Below are 24434 nucleotides of genomic sequence, written 5' to 3'. Positions count from 1 at the left end.
CATGACAAAAGAATATGGTCTGAATGATATCGTCGAAATGAAGAAGCCGCATCCGTGCGGCAGCAGACTGTTCTCCATCACCCGCATGGGGGCAGACATCAAGATCAAGTGCAACCAATGTGACCGGGTCATCATGATGCCGCGTCGTGATTTCGAAAAGAGAATGAAAATGGTAAGAAAAAAATATGAAGCATAAAGGTGATTATAAATGGCTCTGACAGCAGGGATCGTCGGGTTGCCGAACGTCGGCAAATCGACACTATTCAATGCAATAACCAAAGCAGGTGCACTCGCGGCAAACTATCCGTTCGCCACAATCGATCCGAATGTCGGCATCGTTGAAGTGCCGGATGAAAGATTGAATGTACTGACGAAAATGGTGGAACCGAAAAAGACCGTTCCTACGGCATTTGAATTTACAGATATCGCAGGTATCGTAAAAGGTGCCTCCAAAGGTGAGGGGCTCGGCAACAAATTCCTCGCCCATATCCGTGAAGTCGATGCGATATGCCAGGTCGTGCGCGCATTCGATGATGAGAATGTCACACACGTATCCGGCAAGGTCGATCCGATCGATGATATTGAAATCATCAATATGGAACTGATCTTTGCGGACCTGGAAAGTGTGGAGAAGCGGATACCGCGCCTAGAGAAGATGGCCAAGCAGAAGGACAAGGATTCAATGGCCGAGCTGGAACTGCTCTCCAAGATCAAGGAGGGACTCGAGAACGACCGACCGGTCCGGGCGCTTGAATTTACAGCTGAAGAGGCGAAGCAGGTCAAGAACCTCCATCTGCTGACGCAGAAGCCGATGCTGTACGTCGCCAATGTGGCCGAAGATGAACTCGGCAACCTCGAACAGAATGAATACCTGAAATCCATCGAAGCATATGCAGAAAAAGAAGGATCTGAAGTCATCGTGATTTCCGCAAAAGTGGAAGAGGAGATTGCGGTGCTGGATGAGGATGAGAAGGAGATGTTCCTGGAAGACCTCGGCATAGAGGAATCCGGGCTGGATAAACTCATCAAGGCTGCATATAACCTCCTTGGGCTGGCGACCTACTTTACAGCAGGCGTCGAGGAAGTCCGGGCATGGACCTTCAGGGAAGGCATGTCCGCACCGGAATGTGCAGGCATCATCCATACCGATTTCCAAAAAGGCTTCATCCGTGCAGAGACGGTAAGCTATGATGATCTGGTCGAGAACGGCAACATGGTGAAGGCCAAAGAGGCGGGCAAGGTCCGTCTGGAAGGTAAAGACTATCTCATGAAGGATGGCGACGTCGTCCATTTCAGATTCAACGTTTAAAAATGGTTGTAAAAAGAGCCGATCACTGGTATAATATCGGATTGTGAGTAATGAAAATTATTCCTTGCTTATTTCTACGGAAATGGGCCGCTAAAGACCATAAGGAGGTGTAGAAGATGAGAGCATATGAAATACTATATGTAGTCCGCCCGAACATTGAAGAAGATGCGAAACAGGCGCTTGTTGAGCGTTTTGACAACGTTTTGACTTCAAAAGGTGCGGAAATCGTCGAATCAAAAGAGTGGGGTAAACGTCGTCTTGCTTATGAAATCGAAGATTTCAGCGAAGGCTTTTATCACATCATCAAAGTGAATGCTGATGTGGAAGCCACAGATGAATTCGAACGTTTGGCCAAAATCAACAATGATATCATTCGTCATATCATTGTCCGCGACGAACAAGCAGAGAAACAGTAATAATACAATGGAGTTGATTACATGCTGAACCGTGTTGTATTGGTAGGGCGTCTTACAAAAGACCCCGAACTGAAAGTCAGTCAAAGTAATATATCTGTAGCGACCTTCACTCTGGCAGTCAACCGTCCGTTCACAAGTGCGAACGGCGAACGTGGAGCTGACTTCATCAACTGTGTCGTTTTCCGCAAACAGGCGGAGAACGTCAACCAGTACTTGAAGAAGGGCAGTCTGGCGGGAGTAGACGGCAGATTGCAGAGTCGTTCCTATGAGAACAAAGAAGGTCAAAGAGTATATGTGACTGAAGTAGTGTGTGATAGTGTGCAGTTCCTGGAACCTAAAGGACAAGGGCAAGGCAGTAATCAACAGTACAATAATTCCGCAGACAGCTATCAGAATGCGTATGGTAACCAGTCCACTGGTTCAAGACCGGCACCTCAAAAATCCAGACAGGATACAAAAGAGGAGAATCCATTTGCAAACGCTGATGGACCGGTTGATATCAGTGATGACGATCTACCATTCTAAACCATATCCAAGATCGGATATGAAAGATGAAGTGTGAAAAGTGTGTGTGTGCATGTGCAGGATATAGTGTGTGTATCCTTCACCAGGGCATTCCGGTAACCCGGAATGCCTTTTTTATTTCACAATAATCATCCCCAGACATATTCTCTCCGAGGACAGAAGTGTTTATAATGGCAGTTAAGGATAAATTCAGATTGGAGAGTCTCTATGAAAAAGGGCGCTTTGATATGGGTAGGCATGATAGGCATATTTCTAATGATGGCCGGATGCGGCAGCAGTGCTACAGGAAACAGCGGGGAAACGATCACAATCTCCGCTGCTGCCAGTTTGAGCGAGGCGATGGAGGAAGTCGGCACGCTCTATGAAGAGGCACATCCGGATGTCGGACTGTCATTCAATTTCGGGGGATCCGGCTCCCTGCAGCAGCAGGTCTCCCAAGGTGCGCCAGTCGATCTGTTCGTCTCGGCTTCAGACGAAAAGTTCCAGACGCTGGTTGATGAAGGGACAATCGATTCTTCATCAAATACGGTACTTCTCGGCAACTCCCTGGTACTGATTATCCCGGAGGACGGAAAGGTCTCTTCCCCAGCTGACCTCAAAGAGGCAGGAAAAGTGGCGATTGGGACGCCGAGTGCAGTACCTGCAGGCATGTACGCCAAGGAAGCTCTGGGCGCATTGGATATATTCACGGAAATAGAAGAGGATATCGTCTATGCAAAGGATGTGCGGCAAGTGTTATCCTATGTAGAGACAGGGAATGTCGAAGCCGGCATCGTCTACCGCACCGATGCACTGTTGAGTGATAAGGTGGAAATCGTCCATGAATTTCCCCAATCCCTCCATACACCGGTAACATATCCCGCAGGTGTAATAGCAGATTCCCCAAACCATGAAACCGCCGTGGAATTCCAAGAATTCCTGCACTCCGAGACGGCCCAAAAGGTGTTTGAAGAATATGGATTCATTATTCAGTAACATCACATTTGAAGAATTTCTGGATCCCATCCGTTTGTCGGTCCGGGTTTCCATACTGGCATTCATCATTGTGCTCATTTTGGGGACGATCATCGGGAAATGGATGGTGGATATAAAATTTCCCGGGAAATCCATCGTTGAAACACTGATCATGCTGCCGCTTGTACTGCCACCGACAGTCATCGGGTTCCTGCTGATCGTCCTCTTGGGCAACAACAGCCTGATTGGAGGATGGATTGCCTTCATCTTCAACCAGCCCATCATATTCACCTGGTATGCTGCTGTTGTTGCAAGTGCTGTCGTAGCCTTTCCTCTTATGTATCAGTCAGCCAAGGCGGGGTTCCAGAATGTAGACAAGGATATTGAAGAAGCTGCCAAAGTGGATGGAGCGGGCCGTTTCCAGACATTCTTCACCATTTCGATCCCTCTTGCCTCAAAAGCCTTGATGGCAGGGGGCATATTGAGTTTCGCGCGGGCGCTTGGGGAGTTCGGTGCAACATTGATGTTTGCCGGTAATATACCGGGAAAGACACAGACTGTGCCGACCGCCATCTATATTGCACTCGATTCCGGTAAAATGACCCTGGCCTGGATGTGGGTCATCACCATCGTCATCATTTCATTCATCATGCTCTTCATCGTAAGGACAAGAAGCAGCAACATATAATTGTGTGGATATAGGCAACAACTTGTGCATCATCGATTGACAATGAGACACCCAATGTGTAAAATATACCTTGCACATACAAAAACACTTACACACGTTCATCACGAAATAACTAAAATTATAGATATGAATACGCAATTGCAGTACCACACACTACTGCATGGCGACATTCAATCTGTAGAGGAGGATAACTCATGGCAGGTCCAAGAAGAGGCGGTCGTCGCCGTAAAAAGGTTTGCTACTTCACAGCCAATGGCATTACGCACATTGACTACAAAGAAGTAGATCTCCTTAAAAAGTTCATTTCAGAACGTGGTAAAATTCTTCCAAGACGTGTAACAGGTACTTCTGCGAAGTATCAGCGCCAGCTTACAAAAGCAATCAAGCGTTCACGTCATATGGCATTGCTTCCATACGTGAAGGAAGAACAATAATAATGTGAGTGAAAGCCCCATCTATAGGATGGGGCTTTTTTCATGAAAAAAAATCCCACGGCGCAAGGCCATGGGAGTAAATTTGTAGACTATGGTCTATCTTTGTCTCTATCCAACCGGTCGTCATCAAGACGCCCTCTGTCATTTGTCGTTTCATCAATGTCCACATCTTCACGGCGGACATCCTCGGAAACATGTTCCGTGTCTCTGACTTTGTCTTTCTTGACGACCACTTCTTCACTTACCACGTCTTCTTTATCTACATTTACACGCTCTTCGTTTACCGATACATTGATGGAATCGCGGTCGTCCCCATCGATGTCACTTGCAGGACGATCGCCATCTACAGGGCGTCTTTCCACTGTAACTTCTTCACGTTCGACCGGTACATCAAATTCCTGGTGGTCCGTCTCGACATGTTTGTCAACATTCACTTCGCCTGTCTGGACGCGCTCCTTATCAACATTCAGACGCTCTTCACGAAGCTGGATCTTTTCTTCTTCGGTCAGGTCATCCCGGTCTGCAAACTCGTCATTGGCAGCACCAGCGCCAGTGGTGTTCAATGCACGATCATCAACACTGTAGCGTCCTTCCTTCTCATCCAATGGTGCATCCCGGTCTGTATTGACTACATTCTGGTCACGGCGTCCTTCGATCATGTCATCGTTGATGGCACGGTTGTCCTTGTCGCCATATTGATAATCTTCTTCGATTTCCGGCCGTTCAGCTCCATCGACATAGCGATTTTCATCTCGTCCGCCTACGCCGCCTTCCACTTCTGTTGTTCCTTCATTATGGGCACTGCCCGGCACGGAATCTGTTTCCCTGTCGATTTCCGGCCGCTCGGCGCCATCAACATAGCGGTTTTCGTCTTTTTCGTCAGAACCGATGCCACCAGCTGCTGCTGTAGCACCAGCCGCTCCAGTCACGCCAGGACTATGCGCACTGCCAGGAGTGGATCTTGGACGTTCTGCAGAGTCCCCTCTATCGACCCTGTCCTCATCGTCTTCGAGCAATGGATCTTTAGGATAGTCGGTAGTATCCCCTTCAATTTCATCGTTGACATAAAGAAGGATTTTCCCGCTATCCAGAGCTTCTTTATATTCTTCCTCTTCCTGTGGATTCAGGTTGAGTCCTGTCATTACCCGTTCCTCAGGGTCTTCTGCACTGAACCAGGATACAATCTTATCCCAAGCGCTTCCTTCAGAAGTCTTGTAGTTCACATCTGTGTAGTTCAAGGAAGATCCTTCAAGCTCCTCTCTGGAAACTACAGTAATCTGTTTTTCGGCTACACCTTCGGATTTCAGCTGTTCAATTCTTCCAAGCAATTCCTGTTCGCTCATGTATGATTCAATCTTACGCATAATTCATACCTCCATTTTGTTTGATGATTAGGCCTTGTTACATTTTCGAAAATGACTGATCATAGCGCATATCCATCATCCTAATACGTATTAGATTTATACCCATGTGCATTTTTAATAAACTCCCATAAAAGATTTAATGGACGCCATGGCGACGCTGTGGAATAATAATCTAAAAAAGAGGTGGAAATGATTGGAAGATATATCAGGGAAGATCAGAAAAAGAAGAAAGATGATGTCACTCTCGCAAGGAGAACTCGCTGAAGGAATCAGCTCCCAATCTTCCATATCCAGATTGGAGAATGGCAGCTTCACCATAAGTCTGGGTGAGTTTGTGAGGGTGATGGAACGTCTGAATCTGAGCATGCATGATGTATTCTGCAGTGGGGAGAAGACACCGGACATCATTGTGCGGGAACAGTTGGATATGGCCAGAAAAGAGCAGGATTACGATAGGATGGAAGAAATACTGGAAAGCGAGAGAAGCGGATTCTGGAAACAGTCGCCAGAGCTTGAAGGCTACAGGTCCTGGCACCATGGACTTATAAAACAGTCCAAAGGACAGTATAGGATGGCCCTGCGCTTGATCAATATAGCGATAGAGATGAACCAGAAGAATGAGTGGATGTATGAAGCGGTGTCAGAAATGCATCTGGCTAAAGGGAATATATACAGTATGACTGGATTAGGTGGTTTGGATTCCTACAAAGAGGCCTTGGCCTTTTATGAAGAATCCAAGAAGACGTCCCCGGTACTCGTAGTCAAAATATTATATAACTTGGCTGTGAGCCTGTGTGAAGGTGGAGAGCATGAAAAGTCATTGAAGTATTGCAATAAAGCCTTGGAGATACTCCACAAAAATGATTCTACATATCTGATTGTCCATATACTCTATATGAAGTTTTCCGCACTGATAAATCTTAAGCAGTATGAAGAATATGAAATTCTGAAAGAGAAGAATAAGGTCTTCTTTGAAAATTACGATGCACTTGAATTGTTTGATATATTAGAAAAATATTCAAAGAAGAATATTTCCTAAATAATGGTGATTATAGTCCTTTGAATATTTTATAATGAAATAGTTCCTGTATAGAAACAATAACTTAAAGGGTAAGGGGATATGAATTTGAAAAAGTATACAGTATATTTCATATTGGCAATGCTGTTGGCTGGGGGGAATAATGTTCAACTTAATGACGATGGAATGGAACAGGCAAGCAACTGTTGGTGTCTGGATCACATATTTTAGATGGGAGTGGCCTATAATGACGTGAAGGGTCTGGAGAATCCCCTGGCACGGTTGATGCTGCTGAACCAGTTCAAGATCATGAGCCTGCTTGATCCGGAAAACCATACTTCCTACTGCTACTACATGGACATCCTTACAGAAGGGGTACAGAAGAAATATCCGCATGTGATGGAGATGATCAGCGGGGAAGAGGTGACCATGGAGGTGGCCGGGGAAGTGGATATGATCCTTGCCATCTTCAGTAAGATTGAAAGGTCGATGGCCCAGTTGACCGAAGCGGCACGGGAGGAATTGTCTACGGGTTATCATATCCATTTTACCGGGTTTGACAGCAGCAGCAATATAGAATACCATCATTTCACCTATTGGAACTTTTTGGTGCGTCATCGGGAAACTGAGATGCAGAATACGGCAGATGATACTTACAACCTGTCGTTGCATCACTACAGGCAGATGATGCTGAACTATAAGCCATACGAATATATGGATCTTCTGTCTTTTGATGAAATCAGGAATGTCTGCATTGGGAAGGGGAATGAAATGGAGATGCTCAGGCCAAAGAATCTGAACATTGTTGAGGTGGGGAGCTTGCAGCCTCTGCAGGTGGTGAAGGAAAGCGGCCTCGGCATGAAGGAGTAGGGGTTAAGGAACATATGGAAATAAAAATGATCTGAAGCGGTTGCTTCAGATCATTTCTTCGAATCTATTCAGGGTCTTTGACTTCCCCTTTGAAATCCGCTTCTGCACTTTCTTCCCTCTCCTGCTGTTCCTCACGCCTTTCCATGAGAGCCAAATCTGCATAAAACATCAGGTAGTTCCCTTCGCTGATCTTGAATAAGTATCTTTCTATTTCATCTTCACTAAGCTCATAGTCGTGGAGAAATCGTTCTGCAGGCTCGTTTCTGGCCAATATCTCCTTCAGTCCTATATCATCCGCTACATGGATATGGTAGACCACGTCTGTATATTCAAGGGCTTCGAATTCTTTATCTTCCCTGCCCATAAGGTGTATATCCTCTTCATAATACCCTTCAGCTTTCAACTGTGTAATGCGGTCGAGTACGGCTTCCTGACTGTCATACAACTCAAAATAGTTCACGATGGCCCTCCTTTTCCTGAATCCTCTTCAATTTCAATTAATATTCCCTCTGATGCTCTTCTAAAACCTACATTATACATATGTTTAAATTTTCTGTATTATCCCCATTATCGAAAATACATTGTTTATACTGTGTTTTTTTGCTATCATAAGTAATTAAATATTTTATTTCATATAATCATAATAATATGGATTATGAGTTTCTAGGCTTTACCTTAAATAAGGCTACTATGGAATAACAATTGGATATCCGATCATCGGCTGTATCTTCATTGTTCCTATCTATGTTTTTTTAAGGTGCACTATTTAAAAATAGGAGGCAATAAGAATGTGGGAAAGAAAGTTTGAAAAAGAGGGTTTGACGTTTGATGATGTGCTGCTGGTACCGGCGCATTCAGAAGTATTGCCGAAGGAAGTGGACCTCTCCGTACAGTTGTCCAAAAGCATCAGGCTGAACATACCGGTTCTGAGTGCAGGTATGGATACTGTGACCGAATCTGCGATGGCAATCGCGATTGCACGTCAGGGCGGCCTTGGTGTCATTCATAAGAACATGTCCATTGAACGCCAGCGTGACGAGGTGGAGAAGGTAAAGCGTTCCGAAAATGGTGTCATCAAAGATCCATTCTTCCTGACGAAGGAGGAGCAGGTCTTCGCAGCAGAGCATCTGATGGGCAAATACCGTATTTCCGGAGTGCCGATCGTCAATAATCCAGAGGAGAAGAAGCTGATCGGCATCATTACAAACCGTGACCTGCGCTTCATAGAGGATTATTCAAAACCGATTGATGATGTAATGACTAAAGAGAACCTCATAACTGCTGAAGTAGGTACGACGTTGGATGAAGCGGCGCAGATTCTTCAGAAATACAGAATTGAAAAACTCCCACTTGTCGATGAAAACAATATATTAAAAGGCCTGATCACGATTAAGGACATCGAGAAGGTCATCGAATTCCCGGGTGCTGCGAAAGACAGCCAAGGACGTCTCCTTGTGGCGGGTGCCATCGGTATCGCCAAAGAGACTAAAAAACGTGCTGAAGAGCTCATCGCAGCAGGTGTGGATGCACTTGTCATCGATACGGCCCATGGCCACTCGGAAGGTGTGCTCAAAGCGATCCGTGATGTCCGTGATAACTTCCCTGACATCACATTGATTGCCGGAAACGTGGCAACTGCGGAAGGTACGAAAGCATTGATTGATGCAGGTGTCGATGTAGTCAAAGTCGGCATCGGCCCGGGTTCCATCTGCACTACACGTGTCGTTTCAGGAGTCGGTGTCCCTCAGATCACTGCAGTCTATGATGCAGCGAGCGAGGCAAGGAAGCATGGCAAGACGATCATTGCAGACGGCGGCATCAAGCTGTCCGGCGACATCGTCAAAGCACTTGCAGCCGGAGGCCATGCAGTCATGCTCGGCAGCCTGCTTGCAGGTACGAGCGAATCTCCAGGGGAGACTGAAATCTTCCAAGGAAGAAGATATAAGACATACCGTGGGATGGGTTCCCTCGGAGCGATGGAGAAAGGCTCGAAAGACCGCTACTTCCAGGAAGATTCGGAAGCGAAGAAATTTGTTCCTGAAGGCATTGAAGGGCGTACAGAGTATAAGGGTCCACTCAGCGATACAATCTATCAGCTGATGGGCGGACTAAGGTCCGGGATGGGCTATACAGGATCACAGAATCTCGAGGCTCTCAGGGAAGAGTCACAGTTCGTCAAGATTACAGGCGCTGGCCTGATTGAAAGCCACCCGCACAATGTCCAGATCACTAAAGAATCCCCGAACTACTCTAGATAAGATAGGAGCACGGTTGAAAGATGGAAATGGCTAAAGAGCAGGAACTCATACTGGTTATCGACTATGGTAGTCAATATAACCAACTCATTACACGGCGCATCAGGGACCTTGGAGTGTACAGTGAACTCCATAACCCGAGCATTACAATGGAAGAAATAAGGGAACTGAATCCACAGGGCATCATCCTCTCAGGCGGACCGCGTTCCGTCTATGCAGAAGATGCATTCACTGTAGACCCTGAAGTGTTTGAACTCGGCGTACCGGTGCTCGGCATCTGCTACGGCATGCAGCTCATCACACAGCTGAACGGCGGGGAAGTCGTCCCATCCAACGAAAAGGAATTCGGACCGACTGAAATCAGTCTGGATATCAACGCGCCCCTCTTCAAGGGACTGGCTGAAAGCGAAATCGTCCTGATGAGCCACAGTGACAAAGTCACGCACATACCGGATTCCTTCAAGCAGATCGCCTATACGCCGCTATGCCAGTATGCAGGCATCAAGCATGAAGAGAAGGAAATCTATGGTGTGCAGTTCCACCCGGAATCCAAACACTCAAAAAATGGAGATACATTCCTTAGGAATTTCATCCGTGATATTTGTGGATGCCACGGAGAATGGTCGATGGATAACTTCATCAACATTGAAATCGACAAGATCCGCCAGGAAGTCGGCGACAGGAAAGTGCTTTGTGCAATGAGCGGCGGAGTGGATTCATCTGTTACGGCTGTATTGATGCACCGGGCAATCGGTGACAACCTCACATGCATCTTCGTCGACCACGGTCTCCTCCGTAAGGGAGAGGCGGAAATGGTCATGGAACAGTTCGGCGAAGGCTTCAACATGAACATCATCAAAGTGGATGCGAAGGACCGCTTCCTGAATAAACTTAAAGGCGTGGCTGACCCGGAACAGAAGCGGAAAATCATCGGCAACGAATTCATCTATGTATTCGACGATGAAGCTTCCAAGCTTGAAGACGTGGACTTCCTTGCACAGGGCACGCTCTACACGGACATCATCGAGTCCGGTACAGAGACGGCAACGACGATCAAGTCGCACCATAATGTTGGCGGGCTGCCTGAAGACATGCAGTTCAAACTGCTTGAGCCGCTCAACACATTATTTAAGGATGAAGTGCGTGAGCTCGGCATAGAACTCGGCATCCCTGAGCACCTTGTTTGGAGACAGCCGTTCCCGGGTCCGGGCCTTGGCATCCGCATCCTTGGTGAAATCACAGAAGAGAAGCTGGAAATTGTGCGTGAAAGCGACTGGATTCTGCGGGATGAAATCAAGAAGGCAGGACTCGACCGTGAAATCTGGCAGTACTTCACCGTCCTTCCCGACATCCGCTCTGTCGGTGTCATGGGAGACTACCGTACTTACAGCCACACGATCGGCATCCGCGCCGTCACAAGTATCGACGGTATGACGAGTGAATTCGCCAAGATCGACTGGGACGTATTGGAACGCATATCAAAGCGCCTCGTCAATGAAAGCGAACAGATCAACCGCGTGGTCTACGATGTGACAAGCAAGCCGCCGGCTACGATCGAGTGGGAATAGTTTAATAAAAAGATAAAATCCTTTACCCTGTATGATTAAAGGGTTATTTCTTACGATTAGTCAATAGGTTTCAACCGAATATTCAATGTTTTTATCCCTCTCTAGCGGGGCGCCCGCTGAGAGAGATTTTCACATGTCAAATAGGCCCTGCGGTTTCAGTTTTTCTCAGCAGGGGCTATGGTATACTCGAGTTACCAATTGACGCAGTGGTAGGTGGCCACAGCGTAATCATATCGCTGTCCAGTGGTGACAAGATGGAAAAGGCACTTCAGAAACTTTTTCACACAGGCGATGCAGGCAACCTTATGGTGTTTACCATGGGGTTGCTTCTTTAATTTCTGATAGTAGTCCACCAGATGCTTATCCACGTACCACTGGATCCGAATCATATTCTCGATCATGTAGTACAGAATTTTCCACAGATGCCTGTTGTCTCGTCGATTGATCTTATCTTTAGACAAAAGAGTGGCGGACTGATGGCGCTGGATGTCGATACCAGTATAGGCATTCAGCTTATTGCCGTGTCGACCGTCTGATGTCTCCGGTTTCAGCAATGATATGGAACGCTGTAGTGTTTACGATGTCTGAAAAGCTCATCAGAATTTGGTATTCCGCCTTCTCCTGAGACATGGCGACCATTTGCTGCATGAGCCGAGCAGGGTCTGAAAGCGTGCGGTATAGTTTTTGAGCTGTTCAATTCGGACATCATCCGCAGATAGGGCTGGATAGACATCTGCAACCGCCAAAGTTAGCTGACCGGCTTTCTCTTCTGTGCGTTTTGGGATTGGCGCTTCCCAGGGCTGCCGAGGATCATAGATAACCATGGAGCTATGTCCCATACTGACATCAAATGTATGACACTTTTCATTTGGCTCTCCTCCTTTGTGTGATGTAGAAGTGACCACGTATCCCCCTCGACTCGCTTTTCTTATACTCGATCTCGAAGATTTCACATATTGAAGCTGATTCAGATAAGGACAGTGGAGGAGACTCGTTTTTATTCCGGATTCAAAATCCTAAAGCCCCGTCGGCCTGATCTCCACCTCTACTATATAAAAATAGTACCACAGGACCTGACCGGGTGCTGTGGTACTAATCTTAGTATGTTTTTATTGTCTCAATTAGATTAAAAGGACTGTTCGGTGAAAAATATTGAATACCCAATTAGATTTAGACAAAAAAGAGGAGACCATCTGGTATTTGGTTTGATTCTAGGGGTGTCTATCATAATCAAGCTCTAAATATAAAATAAAAGAATTAAGAGAAAAGATAGAGGTATAGGTGCTATTATTAATAATAAACTCTTGACAGTACTTACATTTGGTTCTTCGCTAACGTTATTATTTCCCTCATCGCTAGGCAAGGTGAATTTTATTTTCCTGATTTCTTTATTTTCACTTAATGACCACACATATACCCAAAGATAAATTATGATGATTATATATATGAATATTAAAAATAACAAAAAGACCAAAAGAGTAAAAGTTATTTCATTATTGAAGAACCCATAGCTGGGTACTAATAAAATAATTAGTAATAATCCTGCACTAATCTTAATAGTATTTTTTTCATTTTCGAATTTTTTATCAGGACGTTTAAATATTGACCTTTCTGTAACAGTAGTTATAAATAAGTTATAGATTGGTTCAATTAAAGAAAGAAAAATTATCTGCATTGCAAGAATCAAAAAATCATTAGATTCAGTGTTTGGGATGATAAATAACAAAATAACGTGGAAGGCAATATACAATATTAATAAAAACAAAATTATTATTAGACTTAAACTAGTCATTTAAATATTTTTTCTAGTCCTTTCCTTCTATTTGAATTTTTTGTTTGTCAAAATAAGCTAGACAGTTCCTTGTCACCCATGTAACTCAAAAAGACTTCCAACGGTGTACGGTAGTCCAATGATTTTCTTGGGATATGGTTTCTTCTGGCGGCAACCGATGAGGTAAAAGCTTGGTCGACCGTCTTGAAATCCATATCTTTAGGCAGGCCATCCCTTCTGAGCAATCCATTTGAATGTTCATTCAACCCTCGCTGTGATGGTGTGCCCGGATCGGCAAAGTAGATGGATAGATCATTTCGATTACTCATCGACTGCCAGTTGGAGAATTCTTTACCACAGTCGAAGGTGATTGACTTAAATAGATTTTTCGGTATTCGGGTACACCATGTGTTGATGGCAGTCTCGATTGCCTGTGCCGTCCGGCCTTCGGGCTTCAATGTGATGATGACCTTAGACAGGCGTTCAACCAGCGTGATGAGGGCACTCTTGTGACGGACACCGACAATGGTATCTCCCTCGAGATGGCCGAATTCTTTATTGAAAGTGGGATAATCATCCACTCTTTCAGAGATGTTGCGTCTGAAGGCCTGTCTGCCCCGGCGTTCCTTATGGCCATTTGGTTTTCTCTTGCCCTGCATCGGCAGTGTGGCCGCATCAAAGGTTTTTCGTTTGAACATTCGATACAGTGTACGGCCCGAACAGTCAATCGGCATTTCCTGTCGACCGACGATCACATCCGGTGTCCAGCCCTGAGCCACCTGCTTTTCAATATACTTCTGCTGATCGGTTGGCAGTACAATCCGTTTTCTACCACATCGTTTTTTGTTTTCCTTATAGCGCTGATAGTATTCGATGACGGTGTGCCCGGCCTTGAAATGTGTGATGAAATTGTGGACTGTCTGCCGGGCACGACCAAGTCGTTTCGCAATCTGAGAAACGGGGGTGCCGTGATGGAAATATGCTTCTATGAATACCAGTTCATCCGTGGTAATATGGGTGTAGGTCATGCATGATCACTCCTATGATTTCTTTTGTCGGAAAACCATTTTGAGTGTATCATGCGTGACCCTTTTTATGTGTCTAGCTTAATTTTACAATCGGCGATTATTAAATTATATCATGAATGAATTCAGAGAATGTAAACTAGTTTGTATATATATTAAAAAACCTCTTAGTAAAAAAATGAGCATCTTTGAAACTTTTCAAACTCATTTGACAACAGCGATTATTATACTCTTTGTGTTCTTAACTGAAGTATACATTTAGCTATAATAGACCTCCAATTAAGGCTAGAACTTTTAATTGGAGGTGTTTTTAATTTCACTTTATAGTATTATTTAACCTAGTATTACAGAAATTAGACGATTGGAATTTACACATCAATAAAAATATAGGACTATCATTGGAGGCCGACATGCGAAAGATTGCCTATTATATGGCTGTTATATTGTTCATCATGCTCATACCCGTGTCCCGGGTGGCTGCAGATACGGAGGAGGAAGCGACTCAGGAGGATCAACAGGAAACATCCATTGAGGAGCCAACGGAAGAGCCAGTGGAGAAGCCGACCTTCGAATCTTCTACAGAAGAAAATACCGATGAGTACTATGAGGAATGGACGGAAGAGACATATGATTACGTTCCCCCTCAAACTGAGGAGACATATGAAGAATGGACCGAGGAACCTTACGAAGATTCATATGAAGACTATGTGCCTGGACCGACTGTGGAACCGACTGTGGAACAGACGATAGAAATGACTGTTGAGGAATTCACTCAGGAAATGGTGGAGGAGCCGGTTGAGGCACAAACTGATGAGCCGGCTGCAGAATTGGAACCGGTTGAGGCTCCGGTGGAAGTGGCGGTCAGCCAATCTGAAGTGACTGAGTTCTCTATTGAAGGAAAAGTGATGGCAGACAGCCGAGGTGTAGAGGATGTCACAGTTTCACTATCGGGAGCAGAGACAGATGAAGTGACGACGGATGAAGAAGGGAATTTCCGATTCTCCCAAGTGTCCGCCGGTGAGTATAAGCTTGAAATAACGGTGCCTGAAGGGTATGAAGCGGAAGAAGCGGATAAAACGTTGACGATTGAAGATAAAGGCAAGAAAGGTCTCATCTTCGAAGTCTCTGAAAAGGAAGAGATGCAACCGGAGGATATGGAAGCTTCAGAAGAAGTGGCTGCAGAGAATGGTATGGATGCATCGGGAGTGAACGTAACTCTGGTGATCATAGGCAGTGTGCTCCTTATGCTTGGACTTCTGGTATATGCAATCCGGATCATTCGAAATAGATGATGTGAGAAAGTCTGACATGTGATGTCAGGCTTTTTTACATGGATTTTGAATATTCAAAAAGTGAGTATATAATACTCCCATACTTGAATTGGGGGAATGCTCATGGACACAATTTTTATATTTCTTTGTACACTGCTCGTATGGCTGATGACGCCTGGATTGGCTTTATTCTACGGGGGACTTGTGCAGTCCAAGAATGTGCTGAATACATCGATGCACAGCCTGGCTGCCATCGTCGTCGTAACCTTTGTGTGGGTGGGCCTTGGATTCTCCTTAAGTTTCGGAGGGAGCAACCTGTTCATAGGCGACCTTTCATATATCGGATTGACGGGAGTCGGCTATGAAGCGAACGCCGCATTTTCCGAAACGATTCCTTTCGCTCTATACATGCTGTTCCAACTGACATTTTGCACAATAGCTGTTTCAATTCTGACAGGGTCGGTTGCAGAACGCATGAAATTTGGACCATTTCTTTTATTCATGGCCCTATGGGTCATCCTTGTATACAGTCCGGTTGCACACTGGGTCTGGGGTGGCGGGTGGATCCACTCGATCGGGGCCATCGACTTCGCGGGAGGGACGGTGGTACACATATCATCGGGTGTTTCTGGGCTGGTGCTTGCCTTGATGCTCGGATCGAGGAAGCCGGACAATAAGAAGCCGCCGCACAATCTCGTCATCACGATGGTCGGTGCCATACTGGTCTGGTTCGGCTGGTTCGGGTTCAATGCAGGAAGTGCGCTGACTTTCGATGCCATTGCGATGAGCGCATTTACGAATACGGTTCTGGCGTCCACGGCAGGTATTGCCGGATGGGTGATGGTCGAAAGGTTTACAAAAGGGAAAGTATCTCTGATCGGCACACTCTCAGGGATGCTTGCCGGACTCGTGGCCATCACACCGGCGGCTGGATTCGTCACCTACGGCGGAGCGATGGCACTTGGCCTGTTGGGCGGGGCGATATGTTTCTTCGCAATTACAAAACTGAAAGTCCTGCTGAATTATGATGACGCGCTCGATGCGTTCGGACTCCATGGCATTGGGGGCATCGTCGGTGCCATCGGCACTGGAATTCTCCAGACAAGTGCCGTAAATCCGGGAATTGCAGATGGTCTCCTCTCGGGAGGCGGAGTCACGCCTGTAATGGCACAGCTTGCAGCGGTGAGCGCCACAATACTATTCAGTGCTGTAATGACGTATGGCATTGCAAAGGGCATCAGCCTGTTCACGACACTCCGCACGGATGAAAAAGAGGAACTCGATGGTCTCGATGTCGTCATCCATGGCGAGAAAGCGTATGAATATTCCAATTCATAATTATGTATCAACTATAAAATGGGAGAGAATTGTTTCATTAATACAGCAATGGGTAAGATATAATCAAGACTGATGGTAATATTTCCTTAACCTGATACTGTGCCGCTTTAAACAGCGGCTTTTTTATATGATATGGAGCTTATTGCATTTACATTTCTCAATTTATGAAAGCCTTTACATGGTTGTCTATACATGTTATAGTTATGGCGATAAATCAACATTAGAAGGAGTGTGGAATGAATGGCAGTGAACCGTGATGATGTCAAAGCCATTATTGACGCGGTTGGTGGCAAGGAAAACGTCAATGCAGCAACGCACTGTGTGACTAGACTGCGTCTTGCTCTTGAGGATGAATCCAAAGTGGACAAGGAAAAATTGGATTCGATCGATCTGGTCAAAGGCTCTTTTGCTGCGAACAACCAGTTCCAGGTAGTCATTGGCCAGGGGACTGTGAACGAAGCGTTTAAGATTTTCGAGGAGGAGACGGGCAAGGGCGGCGGCTCGAAGGATGAAGTCAAGGCGGCAGCGGCCCAGAAGATGAATCCGATACAGCGGTTCATTAAAATGCTTGGGGACATATTCATTCCAATCCTTCCTGCAATCGTTACAGCGGGTCTATTGCTCGGTATAAACAACCTGCTGACAGTCGAAGGGCTGTTCTGGGACAATGATTCGGTCATCACCCGCTTCCCGGGCATTGAAGGTATAGCGAGTATGATCAACTTCATTGCAGTTGCACCATTCATCTTCCTGCCGGTGCTGATCGGCTGGTCTGCGATGAAGGTGTTCGGCGGGAACCCATTGCTTGGTATTGCCCTCGGTGTGGCATTATGTCACCCGGACTTGGCGAGCCAGTATGGTTTGTTCGATGCTGAAGCCGGTGAACTGGCGGATATTCCAACATGGAACTTCTTCGGTCTGCAAATTGAACAGCTGAACTACCAGGGCCAGGTCCTACCTGTACTTGTAGCAGCGTGGCTCCTTGCTAAAGTGGAAAACTTCCTGGATAAACGCATACATGACATGTTCAAGCTGCTTCTGGTCGCACCGATTTCACTACTTGTAGTCGGCATACTTACCTTTACTCTGATCGGCCCTGTCACACTGTTCCTGAGCGGCATCATTTCTGACAGTGTAGTATGGTTGTTTGAATCAGCAGGCATCCTGGGCGGCGCGGTCTACGGACTGTTCTATGCACCACTTGTCATTACGGGGCTGCACCATATGTTCCTGGCGATGGACCTCCAGCTTATTGGGACCACCGGCGCAACATATCTGTGGCCGATACTTGCAATTTCAAATATTGCCCAGGGCTCCGCAGCTTTCGGTGCATGGGTGATCTATCGTCAACAGAAGAAGAAGAAAGAGGAAGGTCTGGCGATGACTTCTGGTATTTCCGGTTGGCTGGGCGTCACTGAGCCTGCAATGTTTGGTGTCAATCTGCCGCTTAAATATCCATTCCTTGCAGCCATCATTACTACATCATTCGTCGGCGGGCTTTTCGGAATGAATGGTCTGACCGCAGCGAGTGTTGGTGTCGGCGGGGTGCCGGGTGTCATCTCGATCACGGAAGGCTTCTGGTTGCTCTTCACCATAGGGATGGGTATCGCAATCGTCGTTCCGTTCCTGCTTACCCTCCTCTTCTCCAGGTTCGCAAAAGAGAAGACAAAAGATATGGTTAAAGATTAAATCAAGCAAAAGGAGTTTTTTAAGATGGCATCCAAAGACTGGAGAAAATCGGTGGTCTATCAGATTTATCCCAAGTCATTCAATGATACGACCGGAAGCGGCGAAGGGGACATCAGGGGCATCATAGATAAGCTTGATTATTTCACGACTTTGGGTGTGGATTACCTCTGGCTCACACCGGTCTATGAATCCCCTATGAATGACAACGGCTATGATATCAGCAACTATTATGAGGTGAATCCCCAGTTCGGTACAAAGGCGGATCTTGAGGAGCTGCTGGAGAAGGCGCATGCCAGAGGTCTTAAGATCATGATGGACATCGTCATCAATCACACATCAACGGAGCATCATTGGTTCGTCGAGTCCAGGAAATCCCGTGACAATGAATATCGCGACTACTATATATGGAAAGATGGCACCTATGATACGCCTCCAACCAACTGGGAATCGAAGTTCGGTGGAAATGCGTGGGCATATGATGAGGATACGAACCAATACTACCTCCGCCTCTTCGATATCACCCAGGCTGACCTGAATTGGGAAAACGAGGATATGCGCCGTGACATATATGAAATGATCAATTACTGGATAGATTTCGGCGTGGATGGTTTCCGGTTCGATGTGGTCAATCTGATATCCAAAGGAGAATTCAAGGACTCCGATGGCCCAGGGAAGGAATTCTACACCGACGGCCCCAAAGTCCATGAGTACATCAATGAATTGAACCGCAATACTTTTGGGGACAAGGACATCATGACTGTTGGGGAGATGTCTTCCACAACAATCGAGCACTGTCTGAAGTACACTAACCCTGAGCGCAACGAACTTAATTCCGTATTCAATTTCCACCATCTGAAGGTTGACTATCCGGGTGGGGAAAAATGGTCGCTTGCCAACTTCGATTTTCTTGAACTGAAAAAGATATTGATGGAATGGCAGGTGGCAATGGATGAGGGCGGCGGCTGGAATGCCATCTTCTGGTGCAATCATGACCAGCCGCGCGTCGTATCCAGGTTTGGCAATGATGAGACCGAAGAGAACCGGGTGCTGAGTGGAAAAATGCTGGCAATTGCCCTCCATGGACTGAAAGGCACCCCCTACATCTACCAGGGCGAAGAGATCGGAATGACCAATCCCGGTTTCAACCGGATCGATCAGTACCGTGATGTGGAGAGTCTCAATGCATATTCGATACTGAGGGAGGAAGGGATGGACGCTTCCCTCATATTGGATATACTGGCGACCAAATCGAGGGATAATTCGAGGACACCTGTGCAGTGGGATGATTCCAGGAATGCTGGATTTACAGAAGGCATGCCATGGATAGAAGTGTCGGACAAGTATGGAGAAATAAACGTTGCACGCGCCCTCGAAGACGGCGATTCCATTTTCTATACGTATCAGAAGCTGATCCAGTTGAGACATGAATTGGATGTTCTGACATACGGCAGCGTGAAGCCACATCTTATGAAGGATGATGACCTCTTTGTATATGAACGGCTGTATGAAGGGGAACGCATCACGGTCATGGCCAACTTCAGAAACAAGGAAGTACCGTATCCTGAAAACATCAACGCAGAGGGCGAAGTGCTCCTCTCCAATTATGCCGATAGGAAGAATGTCCTGAGGCCGTTTGAAGCCATGATGATATATGGACAAAACAACTGAAAAAGGATATGATGTATTAGATTTTAATACATCCGGGAAGACGGTAGGGTGAGTACAATGAATTTGAATAAATACAATCATATTTATCAGGTGGTGTCGAGCGACATTGCAGAAGGCACATACAAGAAGGGGGATGTTCTGCCTTCTGAGCATACACTTGTCAGCATGTTCGATGTATCCAGGGAAACAGTCAGAAAAGCTTTGAACCTGCTCCAGGAGAATGGCTATATCCAGAAGATGAAGGGCAAAGGTTCTGTGGTCATCTATAACCCTTCGATGGATTTCACCGTTTCCCACCTGACAAGCTTCAAGGAAATCCAGCAGCTGAAGACGAAACAGTATTCCACGAATGTAGTGGAACTGACACAGTATTCTGCTGAAGAGTTCCCCAGGGTAATGGAAGCATTGAAGCTTCAGCCCGAGGAGAAGATTTGGCGGCTCATCAGGCAGAGGCGTTTTGAGGATAGGACGCACATCGTGGATATAGATTACTTCATTGTGGAAATGATGCCTGGACTGAACGAAAAGATTGCAGCCGATTCAATCTATGAATATATTGAAAAGAGGATGGGTCTTACTATCGCCTATTCCCATAAGGAAATCACATTTGAACCGATGAACGAGCAGGATCTGGAGTTGTTCGGCAATGTCATTCCCCCATACACAGCGACTGTCCGTTCAATCGTTCATCTGAATGATGCCCGTCCGTTTCAGTTCAATGTTTCTAAGCACCTGGCCAATGAATTCAAGTTCGTGGACTTCTCCCGCCGCTTTCATGGCGAATAGTCGTTTAATCTTGCATTGGCCCATGGATTTTGGTATTATATACTGTGCCGTGCTAAGTGGGGAGGTAGCGGTGCCCTGTACCTGCAATCCGCTCCAGCAGGACCGAATTCCGCTTCCGAGGATACTCGGTGTGAGGACTGCCTTGATCTCACCAGTGTTGAGATCCCGGTCCTATGCAATAGAACGTCACGAACCATGTCAGGTCCGGAAGGAAGCAGCATTAAGTGGCCCATTCTATGTGCCGTAGGACAGCCGGGGTTGAGCTGGTGGATCGAGTAACGCTTGTGCCGGGTGTTCGAAGAGCGGTGCACGGTTACATATCAGATGACTGCATCTTAAGATGCAGTCATTTTTTGTTGCCCGGAATTAGGGACGAAAGTTTATATATGGTATAATAAACAGCATAAACGACTCAGTATGGAGGTGCCGCTGGATGGAATATCAAGCCTTGTATCGGGCGTTCCGGCCGCAGACATTTGAAGATGTGGTGGGGCAGAAGCATGTCACGAAAACGTTAAGAAACGCGATAATCAGAAATAAGGAATCCCACGCATACCTGTTCAGCGGACCCAGGGGAACAGGAAAGACAAGCATTGCGAAAATCTTTGCCAAGGCGCTGAACTGCCGTTTCGGTTCCGAAGGGGAACCATGCAACGAGTGCGATATCTGCATGAGCATCACCGAAGGCAGCGCGAATGATGTAATTGAGATTGATGCTGCCAGCAATAATGGTGTGGACGAGATCAGGAACATACGTGAAAAAGTCAAGTATGCACCGTCTGAAGCAATGTATAAAGTATATATCATCGATGAGGTGCACATGCTGACCACAGGGGCTTTCAACGCACTTTTGAAAACACTCGAGGAGCCGCCGGGCCATGCCATTTTTATTCTGGCGACGACGGAACCCCATAAGATTCCGGCGACCATAATCTCGAGATGTCAGCGTTTCGATTTCAAGGCGATAGAGCTGAATGAGATTGTCGAGAGGCTCGAGTATGTAGCACAGAGTGAATCGCTCGAATATGAATCGGATGCAATAGAATATATCGCAAGGACGTCGGAAGGCGGTATGCGGGACGCGCTCAGCATCATGGATCAGGTCATTGCCTACAGCAATGATGTAATTACACTGGATGATGCCATCATGATTACGGGAGGCATCAAATCCGAGGAGCTGAATGATTGGCTGAAGCTGATCGATCATCGGGATTCGAGGGAAGCATTCATCAAATATCACCAGTTCATCGAAGAGGGCAAGGACCCGACAAGGCTGAGCCATGAGCTCGTCTATTACATTAGGGATATCATTTTGATGAAGCATGATGGAGAGATCAATGAGGATGTCGCTTTTGCGCATACCGAGGACAAGGTGCTCTATGAAATGATCGATGTATTGAACGATGCCATGGTCATGATGCGCTTTTCAGTGAATACGAGCGTTCATCTTGAGGTGGTCATCGTCAAGCTGATCCAGGTGCTCAACCGAAACGATCAATCTGTAGAACCGCAAGCGGTGGATCTTTCACATATCGAGCAGAAGCTGGCGGAGCTTGATAAGAAGCTCTCCAACTATTCGCAGGCCCCGAACTCGCAGGCGCAGGAACCCCAGAAGCGGGAGGAAACCCAAAGCCGGTCTTCAAAAGGCTTCTCCTTGAGGCAGATTGAGAAAGTACTGGATAATGCCAATAAGGAAGATCTGGTGAAGCTCAAGGATGACTGGCCGAAAGTTTATCAGCATGTTGAGGAGAAGGGGTACCATGCCTTAAGGTCCCTGATCAAGGATTCGGAACCCGTGGCAGCAAGTGATACCCATGTTCTTCTCAAGTTCAAAAGTGATCTGCACAGCGACCTGATCAATAAGGATGAAAAGAAGCGCCAGGAGCTGGAAGCGGTCATCCCTTCCATCATCGGCAAGGATGTAAAAGTGGTGGGTGTGCCCGATTCGAGCTGGCTGCAGGTAAGGCATGACTATATACAGGAAAAGAAAGCAAATAAAGAAAAGAAGTCAGATGAGGATGGGAAGAAGCCTTCTGATGTGGCTAAAGAGATCTTTGGGAGTGACGTCGTAGAAACGCGCTCATGATAACTGTTTATAAAATAAGCAATTTCATATATACTATATAGAAGAAAAATGAAAACTGATTTGGAGGAGAATATATATGCGTGGCGGAATGAACAATATGCAAGGCATGATGAAACAGATGCAGAAGATGCAGAAGAAGATGCAGGAAGAGCAGGAAAAACTGAAAGAAGAGAAAGTTGAAGGCACTGCTGGTGGCGGGATGGTCAAAGTGACTGTTTCAGGCCACAAAGAAGTGCTGGATGTGGAAATCCAGGAAGAAGTAGTGGATCCGGACGACATCGAAATGCTCCAGGACCTGATCGTCGCTGCTACCAATGAAGCAATGACAAAAGCGGATGAGCTCTCAAGTGAAAGGCTCGGCCAACATACTAAAGGTATGAACATTCCGGGAATGATGTAACATGCATTATCCGGAACCCATATCAAAGCTGATCGACAGCTTCATGAAACTGCCGGGCATTGGGCCGAAGACTGCCCAACGTCTGGCATTTTATGTACTCAATATGAAAGAAGACGATGTCGTCAGCTTTTCACGCAGCCTGATGGAAGTAAAGAGAGACCTCCAATTCTGTTCGATATGCGGCCATATCACCGACATCGACCCTTGCTATATATGTCAGGACAAGAATAGAGATAGATCCATCGTCTGTGTAGTGCAGGATACTAAAGACGTCATTGCAATGGAGAAGATGCGTGAGTATAGGGGGATGTACCATGTTCTTCATGGTGCAATCAGTCCCATGGATGGAATCGGGCCGGAAGACATCAATGTGGCCACATTGATTGAAAGGCTGAAGGACGAGCAGATAAAAGAAATCATATTGGCAACGAACCCGAATATAGAAGGGGAGTCTACAGCAATGTACATCTCCCGTCTGGTCAAGCCGATCGGTGTAAAGATCACACGTCTTGCGCATGGGCTGCCTGTCGGGGGCGACTTGGAATATGCCGATGAAGTCACGCTTTCGAAAGCGATAGAGTATCGTACAGAACTATAGAAGAAACCAGGCCATTACAATGAAAAATGGTCTGGAAAACTTTTTTTGAAAAACCTCTTGCATTCTCTAATGAAACCCTGTATAGTTATTTCTTGTCGGACGAAACGCAAAACCGACACAACAAACGTTACTATTAAGTTAAAAAAGATATAAAAAAGTGTTGCATCGCTGAGATCAACATGCTATAATAGTAAAGCAGTCAAAACAGAGAACATTGAAAACTGAATGACAATATGTCAACGTTAATTCCGAAAAAACGAATGCTTCGGCATTCCACTTGGGCGACAAGTAAAACCGCAACGGAGTCAGAGAACTTCCAATTATGGAGAGTTTGATCCTGGCTCAGGATGAACGCTGGCGGCGTGCCTAATACATGCAAGTCGAACGCGCGGATCAGGAGC

25 protein-coding genes, 1 rRNA gene, 1 other RNA gene and 1 riboswitch are annotated in these 24434 nt (G+C 46.2%); of the genes, 21 read left to right on the top strand and 6 right to left on the bottom strand.

The window, feature by feature from the left end; all coding sequences use genetic code 11:
• Position 1: 1 nt before the first annotated feature.
• From LLU09_RS11000 to rpsR, 7 genes are all read left to right on the top strand, one after another.
• The gene (locus LLU09_RS11000) at positions 2 to 196 is read left to right on the top strand and encodes a DUF951 domain-containing protein (RefSeq protein WP_031546760.1); all 195 of its coding nucleotides are present in this window, start codon (positions 2 to 4) and stop codon (positions 194 to 196) included.
• A 12-nt stretch (positions 197 to 208) separates the two neighbouring features.
• Positions 209 to 1309, top strand: a complete 1101-nt coding sequence (gene ychF, locus LLU09_RS10995) for a redox-regulated ATPase YchF (RefSeq protein WP_228311780.1) — start codon at positions 209 to 211, stop codon at positions 1307 to 1309.
• A 116-nt stretch (positions 1310 to 1425) separates the two neighbouring features.
• Positions 1426 to 1725: a 30S ribosomal protein S6 gene (gene rpsF / locus LLU09_RS10990; protein ID WP_040106954.1), complete on the top strand. Its 300-nt coding sequence runs from the start codon at positions 1426 to 1428 to the stop codon at positions 1723 to 1725.
• A 21-nt stretch (positions 1726 to 1746) separates the two neighbouring features.
• Positions 1747 to 2250, top strand: a complete 504-nt coding sequence (gene ssb / locus LLU09_RS10985; protein ID WP_040106953.1) for a single-stranded DNA-binding protein — start codon at positions 1747 to 1749, stop codon at positions 2248 to 2250.
• Between the two features lie 207 nt (positions 2251 to 2457).
• A complete protein-coding gene (gene modA, locus LLU09_RS10980) occupies positions 2458 to 3225 on the top strand; it encodes a molybdate ABC transporter substrate-binding protein (RefSeq protein ID WP_370632508.1) in 768 nt (255 codons plus the stop codon).
• The gene (gene modB, locus LLU09_RS10975; protein ID WP_094907333.1) at positions 3206 to 3892 is read left to right on the top strand and encodes a molybdate ABC transporter permease subunit; all 687 of its coding nucleotides are present in this window, start codon (positions 3206 to 3208) and stop codon (positions 3890 to 3892) included. The genes modA and modB overlap by 20 nt, the downstream gene beginning before the upstream one ends.
• 194 nt (positions 3893 to 4086) lie before the next feature.
• Positions 4087 to 4326, top strand: a complete 240-nt coding sequence (gene rpsR, locus LLU09_RS10970; protein WP_031546752.1) for a 30S ribosomal protein S18 — start codon at positions 4087 to 4089, stop codon at positions 4324 to 4326.
• 89 nt (positions 4327 to 4415) lie between these two features.
• On the opposite strand, the gene LLU09_RS10965 is transcribed toward rpsR, so the two are convergent.
• On the bottom strand, positions 4416 to 5690 hold the full coding sequence (locus tag LLU09_RS10965; RefSeq protein ID WP_228311778.1) for a DUF2382 domain-containing protein: 1275 nt from the start codon (positions 5688 to 5690) through the stop codon (positions 4416 to 4418).
• A gap of 193 nt (positions 5691 to 5883) precedes the next feature.
• Here LLU09_RS10965 and LLU09_RS10960 point away from each other — a divergent pair, with 193 nt between their 5' ends.
• Both LLU09_RS10960 and LLU09_RS10955 read left to right on the top strand, forming a co-directional pair.
• A complete protein-coding gene (locus LLU09_RS10960) occupies positions 5884 to 6729 on the top strand; it encodes a helix-turn-helix domain-containing protein (protein ID WP_228311777.1) in 846 nt (281 codons plus the stop codon).
• 210 nt (positions 6730 to 6939) lie between these two features.
• Positions 6940 to 7578, top strand: a complete 639-nt coding sequence (locus LLU09_RS10955; protein ID WP_228311776.1) for a YfbU family protein — start codon at positions 6940 to 6942, stop codon at positions 7576 to 7578.
• A 64-nt stretch (positions 7579 to 7642) separates the two neighbouring features.
• On the opposite strand, the gene LLU09_RS10950 is transcribed toward LLU09_RS10955, so the two are convergent.
• Positions 7643 to 8038 carry a general stress protein gene (locus LLU09_RS10950; protein WP_040106948.1) on the bottom strand — a complete coding sequence of 132 codons (396 nt, stop codon included), beginning with the start codon at positions 8036 to 8038 and terminating at the stop codon, positions 7643 to 7645.
• Positions 8039 to 8188: 150 nt separating this feature from the next.
• A riboswitch (purine riboswitch) is annotated at positions 8189 to 8289 on the top strand.
• Between the two features lie 77 nt (positions 8290 to 8366).
• Here LLU09_RS10950 and guaB point away from each other — a divergent pair.
• Positions 8367 to 9836: an IMP dehydrogenase gene (guaB, locus tag LLU09_RS10945; protein ID WP_040106947.1), complete on the top strand. Its 1470-nt coding sequence runs from the start codon at positions 8367 to 8369 to the stop codon at positions 9834 to 9836.
• 20 nt (positions 9837 to 9856) lie between these two features.
• Positions 9857 to 11401: a glutamine-hydrolyzing GMP synthase gene (gene guaA / locus LLU09_RS10940; protein WP_228311775.1), complete on the top strand. Its 1545-nt coding sequence runs from the start codon at positions 9857 to 9859 to the stop codon at positions 11399 to 11401.
• 191 nt (positions 11402 to 11592) lie between these two features.
• On the opposite strand, the gene LLU09_RS10935 is transcribed toward guaA, so the two are convergent.
• The 4 genes from LLU09_RS10935 to LLU09_RS10925 form a co-directional block, all read right to left on the bottom strand.
• Positions 11593 to 11955 (bottom strand): transposase, encoded by a 363-nt coding sequence (locus LLU09_RS10935; RefSeq protein ID WP_228311774.1) that lies wholly within the window; start codon positions 11953 to 11955, stop codon positions 11593 to 11595.
• Positions 11915 to 12049, bottom strand: coding sequence for a hypothetical protein (locus tag LLU09_RS12615; protein WP_255620975.1), 135 nt, complete (start codon positions 12047 to 12049; stop codon positions 11915 to 11917). Before LLU09_RS12615 ends, LLU09_RS10935 begins: the two co-directional genes overlap by 41 nt.
• 589 nt (positions 12050 to 12638) lie before the next feature.
• On the bottom strand, positions 12639 to 13193 hold the full coding sequence (locus tag LLU09_RS10930; protein WP_228311773.1) for a hypothetical protein: 555 nt from the start codon (positions 13191 to 13193) through the stop codon (positions 12639 to 12641).
• 47 nt (positions 13194 to 13240) lie between these two features.
• Positions 13241 to 14200: an IS30 family transposase gene (locus LLU09_RS10925; RefSeq protein ID WP_228311772.1), complete on the bottom strand. Its 960-nt coding sequence runs from the start codon at positions 14198 to 14200 to the stop codon at positions 13241 to 13243.
• Positions 14201 to 14628: 428 nt separating this feature from the next.
• Here LLU09_RS10925 and LLU09_RS10920 point away from each other — a divergent pair, with 428 nt between their 5' ends.
• From LLU09_RS10920 to LLU09_RS10875, 10 genes are all read left to right on the top strand, one after another.
• Positions 14629 to 15489, top strand: coding sequence for an SdrD B-like domain-containing protein (locus LLU09_RS10920; RefSeq protein WP_228311771.1), 861 nt, complete (start codon positions 14629 to 14631; stop codon positions 15487 to 15489).
• 96 nt (positions 15490 to 15585) lie between these two features.
• On the top strand, positions 15586 to 16806 hold the full coding sequence (locus tag LLU09_RS10915; protein WP_228311770.1) for an ammonium transporter: 1221 nt from the start codon (positions 15586 to 15588) through the stop codon (positions 16804 to 16806).
• A 240-nt stretch (positions 16807 to 17046) separates the two neighbouring features.
• Positions 17047 to 18495 carry a PTS system trehalose-specific EIIBC component gene (gene treP, locus LLU09_RS10910; protein ID WP_228311769.1) on the top strand — a complete coding sequence of 483 codons (1449 nt, stop codon included), beginning with the start codon at positions 17047 to 17049 and terminating at the stop codon, positions 18493 to 18495.
• 24 nt (positions 18496 to 18519) lie between these two features.
• On the top strand, positions 18520 to 20163 hold the full coding sequence (gene treC, locus LLU09_RS10905; RefSeq protein ID WP_228311768.1) for an alpha,alpha-phosphotrehalase: 1644 nt from the start codon (positions 18520 to 18522) through the stop codon (positions 20161 to 20163).
• A 57-nt stretch (positions 20164 to 20220) separates the two neighbouring features.
• The gene (treR, locus tag LLU09_RS10900) at positions 20221 to 20949 is read left to right on the top strand and encodes a trehalose operon repressor (RefSeq protein WP_228311767.1); all 729 of its coding nucleotides are present in this window, start codon (positions 20221 to 20223) and stop codon (positions 20947 to 20949) included.
• 47 nt (positions 20950 to 20996) lie between these two features.
• Positions 20997 to 21262: signal recognition particle sRNA large type (gene ffs, locus LLU09_RS10895), an RNA gene on the top strand.
• Between the two features lie 120 nt (positions 21263 to 21382).
• On the top strand, positions 21383 to 23035 hold the full coding sequence (dnaX, locus tag LLU09_RS10890; RefSeq protein WP_228311766.1) for a DNA polymerase III subunit gamma/tau: 1653 nt from the start codon (positions 21383 to 21385) through the stop codon (positions 23033 to 23035).
• Between the two features lie 76 nt (positions 23036 to 23111).
• Positions 23112 to 23435, top strand: a complete 324-nt coding sequence (locus LLU09_RS10885) for a YbaB/EbfC family nucleoid-associated protein (protein ID WP_040106938.1) — start codon at positions 23112 to 23114, stop codon at positions 23433 to 23435.
• A gap of 1 nt (position 23436) precedes the next feature.
• Positions 23437 to 24033, top strand: coding sequence for a recombination mediator RecR (gene recR, locus LLU09_RS10880; RefSeq protein WP_228311765.1), 597 nt, complete (start codon positions 23437 to 23439; stop codon positions 24031 to 24033).
• Between the two features lie 319 nt (positions 24034 to 24352).
• A 16S ribosomal RNA gene (locus LLU09_RS10875) occupies positions 24353 to 24434 on the top strand; the annotation flags it as partial.

This window comes from Salinicoccus sp. RF5 (assembly GCF_020786625.1).
In the GTDB taxonomy this organism is placed as follows: domain Bacteria; phylum Bacillota; class Bacilli; order Staphylococcales; family Salinicoccaceae; genus Salinicoccus.
Note: the sequence above shows the minus strand (reverse complement) of the source record. Positions and strands in the feature narration are given on the sequence as shown.